Here is a 16,337-nt window from a genome sequence, read left to right as displayed (position 1 = left end):
TCTCTTATCTCTCAGTCTTTAAGCATACTGTTGAGTTCAAACAGCGCGTTCATGCACTGCATTGGCGTCATGGCGTTTACGTCCAACTCCCGAAGCCTTTGCAGCACCTGGCTGCCGGTATTGTCCATGGTCAGCTGCACTGGCTCCTCATTATCCCTGAAGGCCCGGGGGGACATCTCGCCGCCGGAATTCTCCAGCTCCCCCAGCACCTGCTTTGCCCGCCTTATCACCTTGTCCGGCACTCCGGCCAGCTTTGCCACCTCGATACCGAAGCTGTCGTCTGCTCCGCCCCGCACTATACGCCGCAGGAAGGTGATATCGTCCCCACGCTTCTTCACGGCGATATTAAAGTTCTTCACCCCGGGCAAGAGGCTCTCCATCTCCGTAAGCTCGTGATAGTGGGTGGCGAAAAGGGTTTTCGCCCCCACCAGCTTCGGGTCATGGACGAATTCCAGCACTGCTCGGGCGATGCTCATGCCGTCAAAGGTGGAGGTGCCCCGGCCTATCTCGTCAAAAATAATAAGACTCCCCTGAGTGGCGTTTCTGAGGATATCAGCCACCTCGCTCATCTCTATCATAAAGGTGGACTGCCCGGCGGACAGGTCATCCGACGCGCCCACCCGGGTGTATATGCTGTCTACAATGCCCAGCTCCGCCACAGCCGCCGGGACAAAGCAGCCTATCTGGGCCATTATTGAGATAATGGCCGTCTGGCGCATATAGGTGGACTTTCCCGCCATATTGGGCCCGGTGATAACGGCCACCCTGGTGTCGTTCATGTCCATGTCCACGTCGTTCGGCACAAAGGGTGTGTCCTGCGGCAGGGCCTCCACCACCGGGTGACGGCAGTCCTTCAGATATATCTTGCCGCTCAGATTCACCACCGGCCGGGTATAATCATTCTTCACCGACACCATCGCGAAGGAGGCCAGCACGTCCAGGGCCGCCACGGCCCTTGCGCTCTGCTGCACCCGGTCAAGCTCGCTCGCCACCTGCCGGCGTATGCCGTCGAATATCCTGCTCTCCATCTCGATGGAGCGGTCATGGGCCCCCAGCACCCGGTTCTCAAGCTCCTTGAGCTCCGGGGTGATATAGCGCTCGCCGCCGGTGAGGGTCTGCTTTCGTATATAGTCCTCGGGCACCAGGTCCTTATAGGAATTGGTAACCTCTATGTAATAGCCGAAAACCTTATTAAATCCCACCTTCAGCTTGGGTATCCCGGTGCGCTCCCTCTCCCTCATCTCTACAGAGGCGATAAGGCTCTGGCCGCCGGTCATGTCGCTTCTTATCTCGTCAAGCTCGACGCTGAACCCCTTCTTTATGAGCTTGCCCTCGCGTATGGTAAACGGCGGGTTCTCGTCGATGGCTTCATCAATAAGCCCTGAAATGTCCTCAAGGTCATCTATCTGTCCGTTCAGGCCGCAGAGCATGGTGGCTTGGCACCTGTCCAGCACCCGCTTTAGCCCCGGAAGCTTCTGCAGCGCTGCGCATAACGCCCGCAGATCCCGGCCGTTGGCGGAGCCGTACACTATCCGGGTCATGATACGCTCCAGGTCGTGTATGCCCGTCAGCTGCTCTGTCAGCTCGTCAAGAAGCTGTCTGTCTCCCGCAAGCTCCTCCACGGCGTTCAGCCGCAGGGTAATCTTAGCCGGGCTCATCAGGGGACGCTCCAGCCATGCGCGGATAAGCCGCTTGCCCATTGGGGTCTTGGTGCGGTCCAGCACCCATAACAGAGAGCCCCTGCGCTCCTTGTTCCTCATAGTCTCAATAAGTTCAAGATTGCGCACGGTGTTAAGGTCCAGGGTCATATAGGCCGAATCGGACTCCAGCTCTATCTCCCTCAGCCGCTCAAGACCCGTTATCTGCGTGCGGCCCAAATAGACCAGCAGCGCCCCCAGGGCCGTCACGGCCATGGGCCTGCCCGAAAGCCCCAAGTCCTCCAAGCTCCTGCCGCCAAACTGCTTCGAGACGGTCTCCCCGGCCCGGGACAGATTATACTCCTCTTTGTCCAGACGCTGTACCGCTGCCTGGAGCTTGTCGCGGAAAAACGCGCCCAGCTCCGAAAGCTCCCCTATACCCTCGTCTGTCAGGAGCTCTTTTGGGGAGAAGCGGCTTATGCGGTTCTCAAGCTCCCTTATGAGCTCCCTTACGTCCTCCATGGGCTCCAGCTGCTCCGCGTGGAGCTCCCCCGTGGAAACGTCCGCGAAGCAGAGCCCTACTCCCTCCTCGCCCCGGCAGACCGAGCAGATATAGTTGTTCCGGGATTCGTCCAGCATACTGCCCTCGAGAACGGTGCCCGGGGTTATCACCCGGACTACCTCGCGCTTTACAAGCCCTTTTACTGTCTTCGGGTCCTCCACCTGGTCGCAGATGGTCACCCGATAGCCCTTAGCAAGGAGCTTTGTTATATACCCCTCGGCGCTGTGGAAGGGTATGCCGCACATGGGGGCCCTCTCCCCCTGGCCGCAGTCCCGGCCCGTCAGGGTCAGGTCCAGCTCCCGGGAGACGGTCTTAGCGTCGTTAAAGAACATCTCATAGAAATCCCCCAGCCGGAAAAACAGGATGGAGTCGGGGTTTTCCTTTTTCGCTTCAAAATACTGCTTCATCATGGGGGAAAAATCCGCCATGCTTGCCGCCCCCTTATCGGTTCATTTTCCCGCAGAGCCTATCCATCAGTGGCAGCCGCCCCCGCAGCTGGAGCAGTCGCCGTTACAGCTGGCCGCGTCGTAGTCGCAGGTCTCCGGGTCCGCGCCCTCAGAGCAGAGGTCCAGAATACCCTTCACCCGCTGGAACATAGCGTCAAACTCGGTCTTGGCCGCGTCATACCGTTTCATATGCTCGTTTGCCATTATCTTGGCGTAGACCTCTCTGAACTCCTTATTCAGCCGCTGCAGGGTCTCGTCATTGCGGTCGGGCTTGGCGGCCTCGTTGCTTATAGCCATGCGCTTTAAATTGAACTCGCCTATAGCGTCCTGAAGCTCCTGGTCCTCGTCGCTCTGCTGCCGTGCCAGCTGCAGCTCCACAAACCTCGGGTCAGCCTGTATGGCGCGGCCCAGCTCTCTTGTCAGCTCGATGATGTCCATTGAAATTACCTCCAAAAGTTTTTTATATTATTCTACAGTAAATTCTGTCCAGTAAATCTTGTCGTAAACCATAACGTCCTTTGGCCTTGTCATGCCCAGCTTTTCATAGAACTCCACGGCCTTCAGGCGCTCCTCCTGTATGGTATAGTTCACAGTTCCCCTCACTTTACCCTATATTTTTTCTCTATCCGCTTATAGATCAGCACCAGCAACACCGCACCAGCCGCTCCCAGCACGCACATCAGAACTGTCGCCGCCATCGGGCTCCACAGTGCAATAAGCCCCGAAATGAACCAGACTGCGCTATACCCGCCCCACAGCCTGCTCACGGCCCGGTTATACGCGGGAATATCCGAGATGCTCTCGCTGGGGACCTCAACGCCGGACCAGAAATTCATCGGGGTCTTTCTTCTTGCGCCATAACCGCCAATACCCAGGAAAATGGCTCCGCAGAGCATACATAAAAAAGCCAAAATAAGCTTGCCCATAGTACGCCTTCCCCTCTCTAAATTTTCTGTCCTCTCAGACTCCATCCCTTCGCTTCGGTGACCTCCACCTCGGCAAACTCTCCTATAAGGCTGTCGTCCCCCGAAAACAGCACCACAAGGCTCCCCTGGGTCCTGCCGGAGAGCAGGCCGCTCTTGCCGTCACGGTCCTCGACCAGCACGTGCTGGCGGCTGCCCACCAGCTTTTTGCAGTTGTTTACGGCTATTTCCTCCTGCACCTTCAAAAGCTCCGCAAACCACTCAGTTTTCTCCTCGTGTGGCACCGGGTCGGGCCTCCCCGCCGCTTTAGTGCCTGGCCTTGGGGAATAGATGAAGGTAAACAGGTTCACAAACTCAACCTCTCTGATAAGGCTCAGGGTATCCTGAAACTCCTCGTAGGTCTCGCCGGGAAAGCCCACTATCACGTCCGACGTGAACGTCACGTCCGGCATAACCCTCCTGGCATATTCTATCAGTGAAAGGTATTTCTCCCTGTCGTACCTGCGGTTCATCTCCCGAAGCACCCGGTCATTGCCTGACTGAAAGGGCAGGTGTATATGGTGCGGGATATGCTTACTCCCCGCCATCGCGTCAAAGAGCTCCTTGGACGCGTCCTTGGGGTGGGAGGTCATGAAGCGCAGGCGAAAGTCGCCGTCAATGCTGTCAAGCCTCGAGAGAAGTCCGGCAAAGTTTATCTTCTCCGAAAGCCCCTTGCCGTAAGAGTTCACGTTCTGGCCCAGCAGGGTTATTTCTTTATACCCGGACTCCACCAGAGTCCTGCACTCGCTGTATATATCGTCAGGCCTGCGGCTCTTCTCCCGGCCCCGCACATAGGGCACGATACAGTAGGAGCAGAAGTTGTCGCAGCCGTACATGGCCGTGACCCAGGCCCTTGATTTTCCGTCCCGCCGTATGGGAACGTCCTCACGAATAGTCTTCTCCTCATGGCCCAGGAGCAGGACGCGCTGGGACTCGGACAGGACCTCATAGAGCATCTCCGGCAGCCGGTGCAGCACATGGGTGCCGAAAACCAGGTTCACAAAGGGGAAGGTCTTTTGCAGGCGCTTTGCCACCTCTGGCTGCTCGGTCATGCAGCCGCAGACCCCGATGATGAGCCCCGGTTTGCGGCGCTTCAGGTTCTTCAGCGCCCCCACGTTGCCGAACACCCTGTCCTCGGCGTGCTCCCGGACGGCGCAGGTGTTGAAGATTATCAGGTCCGCCTCACTGTCGGAGTCAGTAAACCCAAAGCCCATCTCATAGAGCAGGCCCTTTATCTTCTCCCCGTCCGCCACGTTCTGCTGACAGCCGTAGGTGCGCACATAGGCCAAGGGCGCTCCTCCGGCCCGGACACGCATAAGCTCGCCCACGCCGGAAATATATGCGGTCATATCCTCGTTCATCAAGCAGCGTCCTCTCTCCGAATTTATTTCACTACAAAATGTAATCAATGTATTTTATCATAAAAAAAGGAAAACTGCAAGTGATTTGATGGGAGGACGCATAAATCCCGGCTGGCAAATTGTTTTACTTGACTTTCCCCGCCTGTGCGGGTATAATAAGCTCAGATTCGATACCTGACCCAAAGGGCGGCGGTCCTGCGTGAAAGGTGCGGCATATACTGCGCTTTGCTTCGCCGTACCTTTTTTGAGGTACGGCTTTCCTTATGCCAATAAACGGAGGTATACCATGGAGACACGGGTGGCTGTCATAAGCATAATAGTCGAGGAGCCGGAGACAGTTGAAAAACTCAACGGCATTTTGCACGAGTACGGCGAGTATATAATCGGCCGCATGGGGCTTCCATACCGGGCCCGGAACATCAGCATTATCAGCATTGCCCTGGACGCGCCGAAGGACACTATTTCCAGCATGGCGGGCAAAATAGGCAACCTGCATGGGGTCAGCGTCAAGACGGCCCTCTCGGGGGTGACCGGCCATGAATGAGCATATTCTTTCACTTATAAACGCTTTGGCCGACAGCCACAGCCTCAGCCTGGAGCAGTACGCGGAGCTGATAGAGGCCCGCGCCCCGGAGACCGCCGCCCTCCTTGCCCAAAAAGCCGTGGCGGCGCGCAAGGCTATATACGGAAACGATGTATACGTCCGGGGGCTTATTGAGATAAGCAATATCTGCAAAAACGACTGCCTTTACTGCGGAATAAGAAGAAGCAACAAGAACTGCGACCGCTACCGGCTTACCAAGGAGCAGATAACGGACTGCGCCGCCGAGGGCTATAGGCTGGGCTTCCGCACCTTCGTGCTCCAGGGGGGCGAGGACCCGTACTATACTGACAATGTGCTGTGCGATATAGTCAGTGAGCTCAAGTCAATATATCCTGACTGCGCCGTGACTCTCTCCATGGGCGAGCGCAGCCGCGAGAGCTATGAGCTTCTTCGCCGGTCCGGGGCGGACCGGTATCTCCTGCGCCACGAGACGGCGGATAAGGCCCATTACGAGAGCCTGCACCCAAATGATATGTCCTTTGAGAACCGTATGCGCTGCCTTCGGGACCTGCGGGACCTGGGCTATCAGGTGGGCTGCGGGTTCATGGTGGGCTCGCCAAACCAGACGAGCAATACTCTTGCGAAGGATTTAAAGTTTATCGAGGGGTTCAAGCCAGATATGTGCGGCATCGGCCCCTTCGTCCCCCATAAGGACACACCCTTCCGGGACCACCCCCCCGGCACGGTGGAGCTGACCTGCTATCTTCTCTCAATTATCCGGCTCATACACCCCCCTGTCCTTCTGCCCGCCACCACCGCCCTTGGCACCATTCATCCCGAGGGACGTGAGATGGGCATAAAGGCAGGAGCGAACGTGGTAATGCCCAACCTGTCGCCGGTGTCGGTACGTAAAAAGTATGAGCTTTACGATAATAAGATATGTACAGGCGAGGAATCGGCTCAGTGCAAGGACTGCCTGAGCGCCAGGATGGAGTCGGTGGGGTATCATATTGTGACGTCGCGGGGGGATGTGAGGCGTCAAAAATGACTGTCAATATGAAGTTTATAGTGAATCCCGATATCCGTCTGGAATCCATTACAAAAGAAACCACAGAAGCGCTTTACCCACTGTTTATGGAAGATATCCGGGAATTGAACCGATGGTTCGGCTTCGACGCTGATTACAGCATACAAAACGACTACCACTATCTCGATAATCGAAAGCCGCCCTATGACAATGCAATAGTTGTTTTTTACCGCGGTGTCCCCTGCGGCAGATTCGGGCTTTATGACTACTCCCCTGGCGAAAATTCTATCTATATGTACTACTGGATATCCTCCAGGTTCCGCCGGAAAGGGATTGCCCTCGCGGCTATGGGCGCAATGCTGAAGTATCTGGGCGGGTTAGCGGTCCGGGAGGTCATGTTTGACGTGGACAGGGAAAATCTTGCCAGTATTAAGCTGCTTGAGAAATACCCAGATATACGGCTGAAATCTGAGGGAAAGCACATGATTTTTGCCTGCGATTTGCAGGCAGGGAGGTATAAAGATGGGCAAACTGTATGACAGGGCAGAAATCTACGACCTTATCGAAAGCGAAGATAGGTGCAAGGTTTTCAAAACCCACTGGGAGCATATTCTCAGCGGCAGAGACCTCCGCTCCCTGCTGGACGTGAGCATCGGCTCGGGCAGCGCGACACTGCCCCTGGCGGAGCTTGGGGTGCGGCTTTCCGGGTCCGACCTGAGCGAAAATATGCTTGCAAATTGCAGAAAAAAGGCCGAGGCGAGGGGCTTTGATATTGAGCTGAAATGCTGCGATTTCCGGAATGTCGCGGACAATTTTGACGGCGCTTTTGACTGCGTCGCCAGCACAGGGAACTCCCTGCCCTATGTAAACAACGAGGACCTACTCGGGACCCTGGAGCAGATGGACTCTCTAGTGAAGCCCGGCGGATATCTCTACTTTGAGATACGCAACTGGGATAAGATACTTACGGACAGAAAGCGCTTTTTCCCATACGCGCCCTTCTTTGACGGCGACACGCGTGTCAATCTGACCCAGATATGGGATTATAACAGCGACGGTACGATCACCTTTAACATTATGTATTTGTTTGAAAAAGACCAGAGGTATGTCCAGATGGAGGTCTTTGAGGAGCACTATTTTCCAATAAAGCGAGACCTGTTTTTAGGAAAGCTCAAGGCCATGGGCTATAGTGACATACAGTTGCTGCCTTACCCCTCCCATGTCGATACAAAGGGAACGCCCGTTGAAGATTTACCCTGGTACTGTGTAGTTGCCCAAAAGCCATAGGCTTTAAATGTAAGCTTTTAAAATATTTTAATCTGAGGCTAAGAGAAATCTGCCCCAAAGAAAAGGAGTAATGCAAGATGGCAAAGTACGACCCCAGATCCCTGCACGCGGAGGAGTTCATCAATGATGAAGAAATACAGGAAGCCCTCCGCTATGCCGAGGAGAACAAGCGCAACGTGGAGCTCATTGACCAGATTCTCGAGAAGGCCCGGCCCCAAAAGACCGAGACCGGCTGCGTCTGCTCGGGACTTACCCACCGGGAGGCCTCGGTGCTGCTGGCCTGCGATATCCCGGAGAAGATCGAGAAGATGTACGAGATTGCCGAGGAAATAAAGCTGGCCTTTTACGGCAACCGCATAGTCATCTTCGCGCCGCTGTATCTCTCAAACTACTGCGTCAACGGCTGCGTATACTGCCCCTATCACGCGGTGAACAAGCATATCCCCCGAAAGAAGCTCACCCAGGAGGAGGTCAAGGCCGAGGTCATAGCCTTACAGGATATGGGGCACAAGCGGCTGGCTATAGAGGCCGGAGAGGACCCGGTCAATAATCCCATCGAGTATATTCTGGACTGTATCAAGACCATTTACAGCGTCCACCACAAGAACGGCGATATCCGCCGGGTGAACGTAAATATCGCCGCCACCACCGTTGAGAATTACCGCAAGCTGAAGGAAGCCGGTATCGGCACCTATATCCTGTTCCAGGAGACCTACCACAAGAAGTCCTATGAGCAGCTGCACCCCACCGGCCCCAAGCATAACTATGACTACCACACCGAGGCCATGGACCGGGCCATGGAGGGCGGCATTGACGACGTGGGTCTGGGGGTGCTGTTCGGGCTGGAGCTGTATAAGTACGAATTCGCGGGACTCATTATGCACGCCGAGCACCTGGAGGCCGTCCACGGCGTGGGCCCCCACACTATAAGCGTGCCCCGTTTAAAGCGGGCCGATGACATCGACCCCGACCAGTTCGACAACGGCATCGACGACGAGACCTTTGCCCATATCACCGCCTGCATACGCCTTGCGGTGCCCTATACCGGCATGATAATCTCTACCCGGGAGACCGAGGCCGTGCGCTCGAAGCTTCTGCGCCTGGGCATCTCCCAGGTCAGCGGCGGCTCCCGCACCTCTGTGGGCGGCTACACCCAGGAGGAGCGCCCCCACGACACCGAGCAGTTCGACGTGTCCGACCAGCGCACCCTGGACGAGGTGGTCCGCTGGCTGATGGAGAACGGCCATATACCCTCCTTCTGCACCGCCTGCTATCGGGAGGGCCGCACCGGCGACCGCTTCATGAGCCTTTGCAAGAACGGCCAGATACTCAACTGCTGCCACCCCAACGCCCTTATGACCCTCTCAGAGTACCTTGAGGACTACGCCAGCCCCGAGACCAAAGAGGTGGGCTATAGGATGGTCGAGGAGGAGCTTAAAAGGATACCCAAGGACAAGGTCAGGGAGATAGCGGAGCAGAACATTAAAGATATCAAAAACTCCAACAGAAGGGACTTCAGGTTCTGATATGCTTGTCAAAACTGATAACGGCAGCGGGCTGCTGGAGATGATTTCAGAAGATTGCCGCCATTGACGAGAAATTGTTGGAGTTTTGGAAGTGAAGAACGGAGGGATAGTATGAGTCTGAACGATACCGTATCGGCGGAGCGCCCCCATATCGCCTTTTTCGGTATGCGCAACGCCGGGAAGTCCAGCCTTGTGAACGCCGTCACCGGCCAGCAGCTGGCGGTGGTGTCCGACGTGAAGGGCACCACCACCGACCCGGTCAGAAAAGCCATGGAGCTGCTGCCCATTGGGCCGGTGGTTATAATCGACACCCCCGGCCTGGACGACGAGGGGGAGCTTGGCGAACTGCGTGTACAGAAGGCAAGGGAGATACTGGCAAAGACCGACATAGCCGTGCTGGTGGTGGACGCAAAGGAGGGGCTCAGCGTGCTGGATAAGGAGCTGCTGGGGCTCTTTAAGGAGCGGGGCCTCCCCTACTGCGCGGCGTATAATAAGGCTGATTTGCTGGGCGAACGCCGGGAACTTGGTGCGGATTCGCTTTACGTAAGCGCAAAGACCGGGGAGGGCGTCACCGCCCTGAAGGAGAAGCTGGGGGCCTTTGCGGGCAAAGCGGGCAACGAGCGGCGCATTGTGGCGGACCTGCTGGGCCCCGGCGATTTAGTAGTGCTGGTAACGCCCATAGACGCCGCCGCGCCCAAGGGGCGCATGATACTGCCCCAGCAGCAGACCATGCGAGACATTCTGGACGCACACTGCGCGTTTGTCACCTGCCAGACCGGGGAGCTGGCGGCAACGCTGAAAATGCTGGCGAAGAAGCCAAGGATAGTGATAACCGATTCCCAGGCCTTTGAGAAGGTGGCGGAGGTCACCCCGCCGGATATACTTCTGACCTCCTTCTCCATACTGTTCGCACGGTATAAAGGCAGCCTGCCCACCTTGGTACAGGGGGCTGTGCAGCTGTCAAAGCTCAAGGACGGCGACCCGGTGCTCATCTCCGAGGGCTGTACTCACCACCGGCAGTGCGGGGACATCGGCACGGTGAAGCTGCCCGGGTGGATAGAGACGTATACCGGAGTGAAGCCCCGGTATACCTTCACCTCCGGCGGGGAATTCCCGGAGAGCCCGGAGGGCTACAAGCTGGTGGTGCACTGCGGCGGCTGTATGCTCAACGAAGCGGAGATGAAAAGCCGGGTGGCAAGGGCCAAAAAGGCCGGAGTGCCCATTGTGAACTACGGCGTGGCCATCGCGCAGATGCACGGCATACTGCGCAGGAGCTTGGAGGCGTTCCCGGATATTTTGGAGCTGCTGGCATAGAAAGAAGGAGAGGGCTTTGCCCTCTCCTTCTTTGCCTCAACATTTTGGATAGCAGTAAAACCGGGTGGACGTGTCACGGGTCTTGCGCTAGTTCTTTAGGTGAAAACCGGGACGCCTGAACCTTCGCTATATCCCTTTGGAAAGTCGCCTTATGGACGATACTGAGAGCGATACGGATTTTTTATATACTTAATATGGAATATGGCACAGGTGATCTTGGAAAAATATTTCCAAAAATTCCGACACTCGCCAAAGACTTTCCAAACCTTCAATTGAAATTCGTATTGTATGTAGCACTTCCTATGATGTAAAAAAATTACAGGGTATTCACTTCTGCTATTTATGCTCTTGGAATACTCAGCCCGCGCCCAGCCCCCTCCCTCCTGGGAAGGATTCCGAAACATGGGTAGATGATTCTTTTTACACAGTAAACTCCAAATAGTCTGATCGTGACGGTTTTCTAAAAACTCAGGATGTTCCTCACCCAATGTACTTGGAAGATCTGATATTATTCGGCTGTCGCAAGCAAAGTGGAGAAAATCATCAATAAAGCTGCGGCTTTTCTCAGTGTTTCTAAAAATCATATAGCCCCCGCAACATTGCGGAGAAAGCTTATAAAAGTCATCCTCGCACCCCATTAAAACAAAGGCGTCATGTTTTGTCCACCGATATTCAGACGCTGGGCTGGCAAAACACATGATATCCGTATGTTCCTTTTGCATCGCTTCTAATAACCATGTCACTGATTCTTCATATGCCACCCCGGAATCTGTATATATTAAATAATCTCCTTCATTTATCTTTGAAAGTGCATCTTTGAGGATATAGGGCTTCCATATCCAATAGCCCGCGCCACGCGGCGCCGAAAAAATCTCCTTATTTGCCGCTTTAAATTCAGCAGAAATACTCTCAGGGGAATACTCTATCACTCTATCCACACCGTGTTTAAGCGCAGTTTTTGTATTCAGTTTTTGTGCAGGTTTGAAGCGGTCCTCCGCATAGTTTATTCCAACTATCATTAATAATTTCCCCTCCTAAATAAAACCTTTAATACCCAACCGGGAATGAAGTTTGAAAATGTATACCATTTGAAAGCTCGGGAATTTTAGGATTGGGAAGAGAAAATTTTACTCGAAAATCATAAATTTGTCTTGAAATAAACACGGCTTTATGTTAGAATATTCAGAAAAGTGGGAACTATCAAAAGGTATGCTTTTTGATAGTTCCCACTTTGTGTATATAGTCTAAAATTTAGCTGTCACACGGAATATGCTTGGCTGTTTTATTTTGCGTCTGCTCATTTCCTTTTGAGCGGAAATCTGTTATACTTTATTGTGCTAATATTTTAAAATAATTGGGAGATGAACATAATGAAGCCCAAACGTATGGTGGTCAAGGTGGGCACCTCTACCCTGACCCACCCCTCCGGCAGCCTCGACCTTAGAAGCATGGAGAGGCTGGTGCGTGTGCTCAGTGACCTGTGCGGGGCGGGGCACGAGATTATCCTGGTGACCTCCGGGGCCATCGCGGTGGGGGTTGCGCACCTCGGACTTCCCGAGCGGCCCTCCTCCCTCAGGAGGAAGCAAGCCGCGGCGGCGGTGGGCCAGTGCCGTATGATGCACATATACGACAAGCTTTTCTCGGAATACAACCGCACCATGGCCCAGATACTCCTCACCGGCGAGGACGTGGAGGACCCCGTAAGGGCCGAACACCTTCGCGGAACCTTTTCCGCCCTGCTGGAGCTGGGGGTCCTCCCGGTGGTGAACGAGAACGACTCCGTGTCCTCCGCCGAGATCGAGACCGGGCGGCACAAGGTGCTGGGGGACAACGACACCCTCTCGGCCATTGTGGCCTCCCTCTGCGGCGCAGACCTGTTGGTGCTTCTCAGCGATATAGACGGCCTTTACAGCGCCGACCCCCGGGTAGACCCCGGCGCAAAGCTTTTGCACCGTGTTACGGAGCTTACCCCTGATATCCTGGACATGGCCGGGAATCCCGGCACTTGGCGGGGCACCGGCGGTATGGCCACAAAGCTTTCGGCGGCGAAAATAGCCCTGGAGGCCGGGTGCGATATGGTGATAACCAACGGGGCCCGCCCCGAAGACCTTTACGGCATTGTGGAGGGCCGGGAGACCGGCACAAGATTTATTGCAAAAAGAAAGGCGGGCGACCAATAATGACTAAGCTAGAGACTCAGTGCGCGGCAGCGAAAAAGGCCTCCTATACCCTGTCCGCCGCGGGAACCGACCTAAAAAACATGGCCCTGGAATCCATCGCAAAGGCGCTTATAGAGAACCAGGACAGGTGGCTGCTGGCAAACTCCCAGGACCTTGCCGCCGCAAAGGCCGCCGGTATGCGCCCTGCTCTTTTGGACCGGCTGGCCCTCACCCCGGAGCGTATTGCCGGGGTGGCGGAGGGACTTAGACAGGTGGCGGCTTTACCTGACCCTATAGGGAAGGTGGACCGTATGGAGACCCGGCCCAACGGGCTTATTATCGGCCGCCGGCGGGTCCCACTGGGCGTGGTGGCCATCATATATGAGGCCCGGCCCAACGTGACCGTGGACGCCGCCGCGCTGTGCCTGAAATCCGGCAACGCCTGTGTGTTAAGGGGCGGCAGCGAGGCCATACACTCCAATATGGCGGCGGTGGAAATCATGCGGAAAACACTGGCAGAAGCGGGGCTTCCCGAGGACTGCACAGCCCTTGTGCAGGACACCGGCCGGGAGACCGCCAACGAGCTTATGCGTCTTGATAAGTATATTGACGTGCTTATTCCCCGGGGCGGCGCTGGGCTTATCCGCTCCGTTGCCAAGAACGCCAGCGTGCCCGTTATCCGCACCGGCGAGGGGGTCTGCCATGTCTATATCGACAGGGAAGCCGACCTGCAAATGGGCGCGGAGATTTTATTCAACGCCAAATGTTCCCGGCCCTCTGTGTGCAACGCGGCGGAATGTGTTGTCCTCCACCGGGATATCGCAAGGGAGTTTTTGGCTGTGGCCGTGCCGCTGCTGGACAGGCATGAGGTGGAGCTCCGCTGCGACGAGGAGGCCCTGGCTCTTTTGGGGAGCAGAGGGGTCCCGGCTACAGAGGACGACTGGAACGCGGAGTACGGCGACTATACCCTGGCCGTCCGCATTGTGGGCAGCGCCGAAGAAGCCATCGAGTTCATCAACGCCCACTCCACCGGGCACTCTGAGAGCCTTGTGACAAGGGACTACTTCACCGCCCAACGGTTCCTGGACCAAGTAGACGCTGCGGCGGTTTACGTAAACGCCTCTACCCGCTTCACCGATGGCGGGGAATTTGGGCTCGGCGCGGAGATAGGCATCTCCACCCAAAAGATGCACGCCAGAGGGCCCATGGGCCTGGAGGAGCTCACAAGCTGCAAGTATATTATCTACGGTCAGGGACAGGTACGGTGAAAGGAGAGTATAGTTATGTCAACTCAAGATAAGTGGCCAAGATTCGGATTCATCGGCACGGGCAATATGGGAGGAGCTCTGGCCAGGGCCCTGCGCCGCAGGGTGCCGGGAGAAAATATTCTCCTTTCTAACCGCACATATGAAAAAGCCGCCGTACTGGCGGCTGAGCTTGGGTGTGCGGCGGAGAGGGACAATCAGGCTGTCGCCGCCAAGGCGGAGTACATCTTCCTTGGTGTAAAGCCCCAGGGCATGGCCTGTATGCTTGGGGATATCGCCCCCGCTCTCCGCGCCCGAAGGGACCGCTTTATCCTTGTGAACATCGCTGCCGGGCTGAATATTGAGGACCTCCGGCGCATGGCCGGCTCAGACTATCCTGTGATAAACCTCAAGCCCAACACCCCCGCCGCCATCGGCCAGGGCATGAGCCTATACCTTTGCAGCCCTGATATCACCAAAGCCGAGGAGGCCCTATTCCTAGAGGCCCTGGAGGGTTCGGGGCGGCTTCTATCGCTGCCGGAGAAGCTTATGGACATTGGCGGTGTCTTGGCGGGCTGCGGCCCGGCCTTTGTGGATATGTTCATAGAAGCCCTTGCCGACGGCGGCGTGGCCTGCGGCCTGCCCCGGGCCACGGCAACAGAGCTTGCGGCGCAGATGGTGGCCGGGTCCGCGGGGCTGGTACTGGAGAGCGGCAAACACCCCGGACAGCTGAAGGACGAGGTATGCTCACCGGGCGGGGTCACTATCCAAGGCGTAAGGGCCCTGGAGCGCTCCGGGTTCAGAAGCGCTGTGATAGAGGGTGTTATTGCCGCCTATGAAAAGAACGGCTCGCTAAAATAGATCACCCCTCAATCTCCTCGCCCCCCCTGATTGTCCAGCCCGTTCATGGGCTCATCCAAAAGCGGCAGCGCCGGGAGTAAGGAGACTCCCTAATTTTACATAATTTCAATTTATTTTACAGGTTTTATGCGCCGATTTCTCCTTGCAATTAGCTGAAATTCGTTATTTTGACAACAACAGCTACACTTCAGCCGTTGTTTGTTAATAATTTTGTCTCTTATTCACGAAAAATCCGTGTTTTTGAAAAGCCCCTTAATTAAAGCCGCCCTCCTGCCGAATAACATAATATATAAGGAAAATATTGGATATTCTCTTATATGGAGGACACCAATGAAAAGAGGGACAAGGGAAACCACACAAAGTCGGACGGCTGAAAATAAGGACGGCCCCCAGCGCAAGACTGCGTTTATTGCGATATTTATCGCATCGATCACAGTCTGCGTCTATCTCGTTGTCTCACTATTGCTCCACCTCCCAGGAGAGTTGCATACAGTCCTAATTGCCGCCATAGCGGTGTTTATGGCCGCCTTTGGGGCTATTTTTGCCTTTACATACAAGCCCGAGAAAAGCGCTGACCCGCTGGCAGCCTTCAAGAAAGCCGTTGCCGCCTTTTTTTCCTGGTTCCCTGTGGCGGCCTGCGCCGGGCTGCTTGTGGCCTGTGTGCTTGCAACAACCCTGACCGCCCAGATTACCTCCGGGAACGTTAGCGCTGCCGCCCCCCCTGCGGAGGAGCCACCCTCTCCCCTGGACCCTGAGCCTACCCCCTGGGAACAAAGCCGCATTCCCCTGACCGCTTGGGCGGAGGACCCCTTTTTAGCAAAAACGGACGAATATATGGGGTACCACGTGGAGATGGAGAAGCTGGAGGACGTTCTGTTTGCTCAACTGAGCATGACGATGGAGTTCATACAGATCGTCGGCCCGTATAACCCTGACGTTCTCGAGGCTTCGGAATACGGGAGAAAGGTTTATTTAGCTACCCTCTCCGAAAGCTGCTATGAAACATTTGCCAACGCGAATGAGCGTCGGGACAAGCAGATAGAGATGCTTCTGGACGCCAACCAGCTCCGCACAGAGGCAAACAGCACCTATATGGTCTGCGAAAACCTAAAAATGATGGGCGGCAACGCCATACATCTCGGGGACCTGCACGAGGACAATAACGAAAAGCTGGAATACTATAAAGAAGCCTTCGGGCACTATCGGGGAGCCTACTGCTGTGCCATATCCGAGTGCCTTTCCACAGAGGAACTGGGCTATATTGTGGAGCAGCTGGAATTCATCAGCACTAAGCTGGAGGGACTCAATATGCATAACTGGGAACGGTCCTCGGCGCCGCACATAGTTGCGGCGCTTCGGCGGGTTATGGAGAGGTATTGACCGGCAGCGCCCGGAGGGCTCAAAAAC

At 55.6% G+C, this 16,337-nt stretch carries 16 protein-coding genes; 10 read left to right on the top strand and 6 right to left on the bottom strand.

The window, feature by feature from the left end; genetic code table 11:
• Positions 1-11: 11 nt before the first annotated feature.
• The 5 genes from mutS to miaB are packed head-to-tail and all read right to left on the bottom strand — an operon-like array spanning position 12 to position 4,968.
• Entirely contained in the window at positions 12-2,627 is a 2,616-nt protein-coding gene (gene mutS / locus ADH66_RS06530) for a DNA mismatch repair protein MutS (protein WP_066534153.1), read from the bottom strand.
• 45 nt (positions 2,628-2,672) lie between these two features.
• Positions 2,673-3,083, bottom strand: a complete 411-nt coding sequence (locus tag ADH66_RS06525; RefSeq protein WP_066534158.1) for a YlbF family regulator — start codon at positions 3,081-3,083, stop codon at positions 2,673-2,675.
• A 27-nt stretch (positions 3,084-3,110) separates the two neighbouring features.
• Positions 3,111-3,236, bottom strand: a complete 126-nt coding sequence (locus ADH66_RS21315; protein WP_257789562.1) for a hypothetical protein — start codon at positions 3,234-3,236, stop codon at positions 3,111-3,113.
• Positions 3,237-3,244: 8 nt separating this feature from the next.
• Entirely contained in the window at positions 3,245-3,571 is a 327-nt protein-coding gene (locus ADH66_RS06520; RefSeq protein ID WP_066534160.1) for a hypothetical protein, read from the bottom strand.
• 17 nt (positions 3,572-3,588) lie between these two features.
• Complete coding sequence (miaB, locus tag ADH66_RS06515; protein WP_084384199.1) at positions 3,589-4,968, bottom strand: tRNA (N6-isopentenyl adenosine(37)-C2)-methylthiotransferase MiaB; 1,380 nt, start codon at positions 4,966-4,968, stop codon at positions 3,589-3,591.
• Positions 4,969-5,254: 286 nt separating this feature from the next.
• On the opposite strand from miaB, the gene ADH66_RS06510 reads away from it, so the two are divergent.
• The 6 genes from ADH66_RS06510 to hydF all read left to right on the top strand — a co-directional run bounded on the left by ADH66_RS06510 (position 5,255) and on the right by hydF (position 10,666).
• The gene (locus tag ADH66_RS06510; RefSeq protein WP_066534162.1) at positions 5,255-5,512 is read left to right on the top strand and encodes a TM1266 family iron-only hydrogenase system putative regulator; all 258 of its coding nucleotides are present in this window, start codon (positions 5,255-5,257) and stop codon (positions 5,510-5,512) included.
• On the top strand, positions 5,505-6,560 hold the full coding sequence (gene hydE / locus ADH66_RS06505; protein WP_066534166.1) for a [FeFe] hydrogenase H-cluster radical SAM maturase HydE: 1,056 nt from the start codon (positions 5,505-5,507) through the stop codon (positions 6,558-6,560). Before ADH66_RS06510 ends, hydE begins: the two co-directional genes overlap by 8 nt.
• 8 nt (positions 6,561-6,568) lie before the next feature.
• Positions 6,569-7,078 (top strand): GNAT family N-acetyltransferase, encoded by a 510-nt coding sequence (locus tag ADH66_RS06500; RefSeq protein WP_207653043.1) that lies wholly within the window; start codon positions 6,569-6,571, stop codon positions 7,076-7,078.
• On the top strand, positions 7,062-7,826 hold the full coding sequence (locus ADH66_RS06495; RefSeq protein ID WP_066534170.1) for a class I SAM-dependent methyltransferase: 765 nt from the start codon (positions 7,062-7,064) through the stop codon (positions 7,824-7,826). The genes ADH66_RS06500 and ADH66_RS06495 overlap by 17 nt, the downstream gene beginning before the upstream one ends.
• A 77-nt stretch (positions 7,827-7,903) precedes the next feature.
• The gene (hydG, locus tag ADH66_RS06490) at positions 7,904-9,352 is read left to right on the top strand and encodes a [FeFe] hydrogenase H-cluster radical SAM maturase HydG (RefSeq protein ID WP_066534171.1); all 1,449 of its coding nucleotides are present in this window, start codon (positions 7,904-7,906) and stop codon (positions 9,350-9,352) included.
• A gap of 111 nt (positions 9,353-9,463) precedes the next feature.
• Positions 9,464-10,666: a [FeFe] hydrogenase H-cluster maturation GTPase HydF gene (gene hydF, locus ADH66_RS06485; protein WP_066534172.1), complete on the top strand. Its 1,203-nt coding sequence runs from the start codon at positions 9,464-9,466 to the stop codon at positions 10,664-10,666.
• A gap of 149 nt (positions 10,667-10,815) precedes the next feature.
• On the opposite strand, the gene ADH66_RS06480 is transcribed toward hydF, so the two are convergent.
• Positions 10,816-11,685, bottom strand: a complete 870-nt coding sequence (locus ADH66_RS06480) for a hypothetical protein (RefSeq protein WP_066534174.1) — start codon at positions 11,683-11,685, stop codon at positions 10,816-10,818.
• A gap of 351 nt (positions 11,686-12,036) precedes the next feature.
• Between ADH66_RS06480 and proB the strand changes: the two genes are divergently transcribed.
• From proB to ADH66_RS06460, 4 genes are all read left to right on the top strand, one after another.
• Complete coding sequence (gene proB / locus ADH66_RS06475) at positions 12,037-12,846, top strand: glutamate 5-kinase (protein ID WP_407922913.1); 810 nt, start codon at positions 12,037-12,039, stop codon at positions 12,844-12,846.
• Positions 12,846-14,093: a glutamate-5-semialdehyde dehydrogenase gene (locus ADH66_RS06470; RefSeq protein ID WP_066534178.1), complete on the top strand. Its 1,248-nt coding sequence runs from the start codon at positions 12,846-12,848 to the stop codon at positions 14,091-14,093. The genes proB and ADH66_RS06470 overlap by 1 nt, the downstream gene beginning before the upstream one ends.
• A 15-nt stretch (positions 14,094-14,108) precedes the next feature.
• On the top strand, positions 14,109-14,930 hold the full coding sequence (proC, locus tag ADH66_RS06465) for a pyrroline-5-carboxylate reductase (protein WP_066534179.1): 822 nt from the start codon (positions 14,109-14,111) through the stop codon (positions 14,928-14,930).
• A 483-nt stretch (positions 14,931-15,413) separates the two neighbouring features.
• Positions 15,414-16,310, top strand: a complete 897-nt coding sequence (locus ADH66_RS06460) for a hypothetical protein (RefSeq protein WP_207653042.1) — start codon at positions 15,414-15,416, stop codon at positions 16,308-16,310.
• Positions 16,311-16,337: the final 27 nt, after the last annotated feature.

The organism is Acutalibacter muris, from assembly GCF_002201475.1.
In the GTDB taxonomy this organism is placed as follows: Bacteria; Bacillota; Clostridia; order Oscillospirales; family Acutalibacteraceae; genus Acutalibacter; species Acutalibacter muris.
Note: the sequence above shows the minus strand (reverse complement) of the source record. Positions and strands in the feature narration are given on the sequence as shown.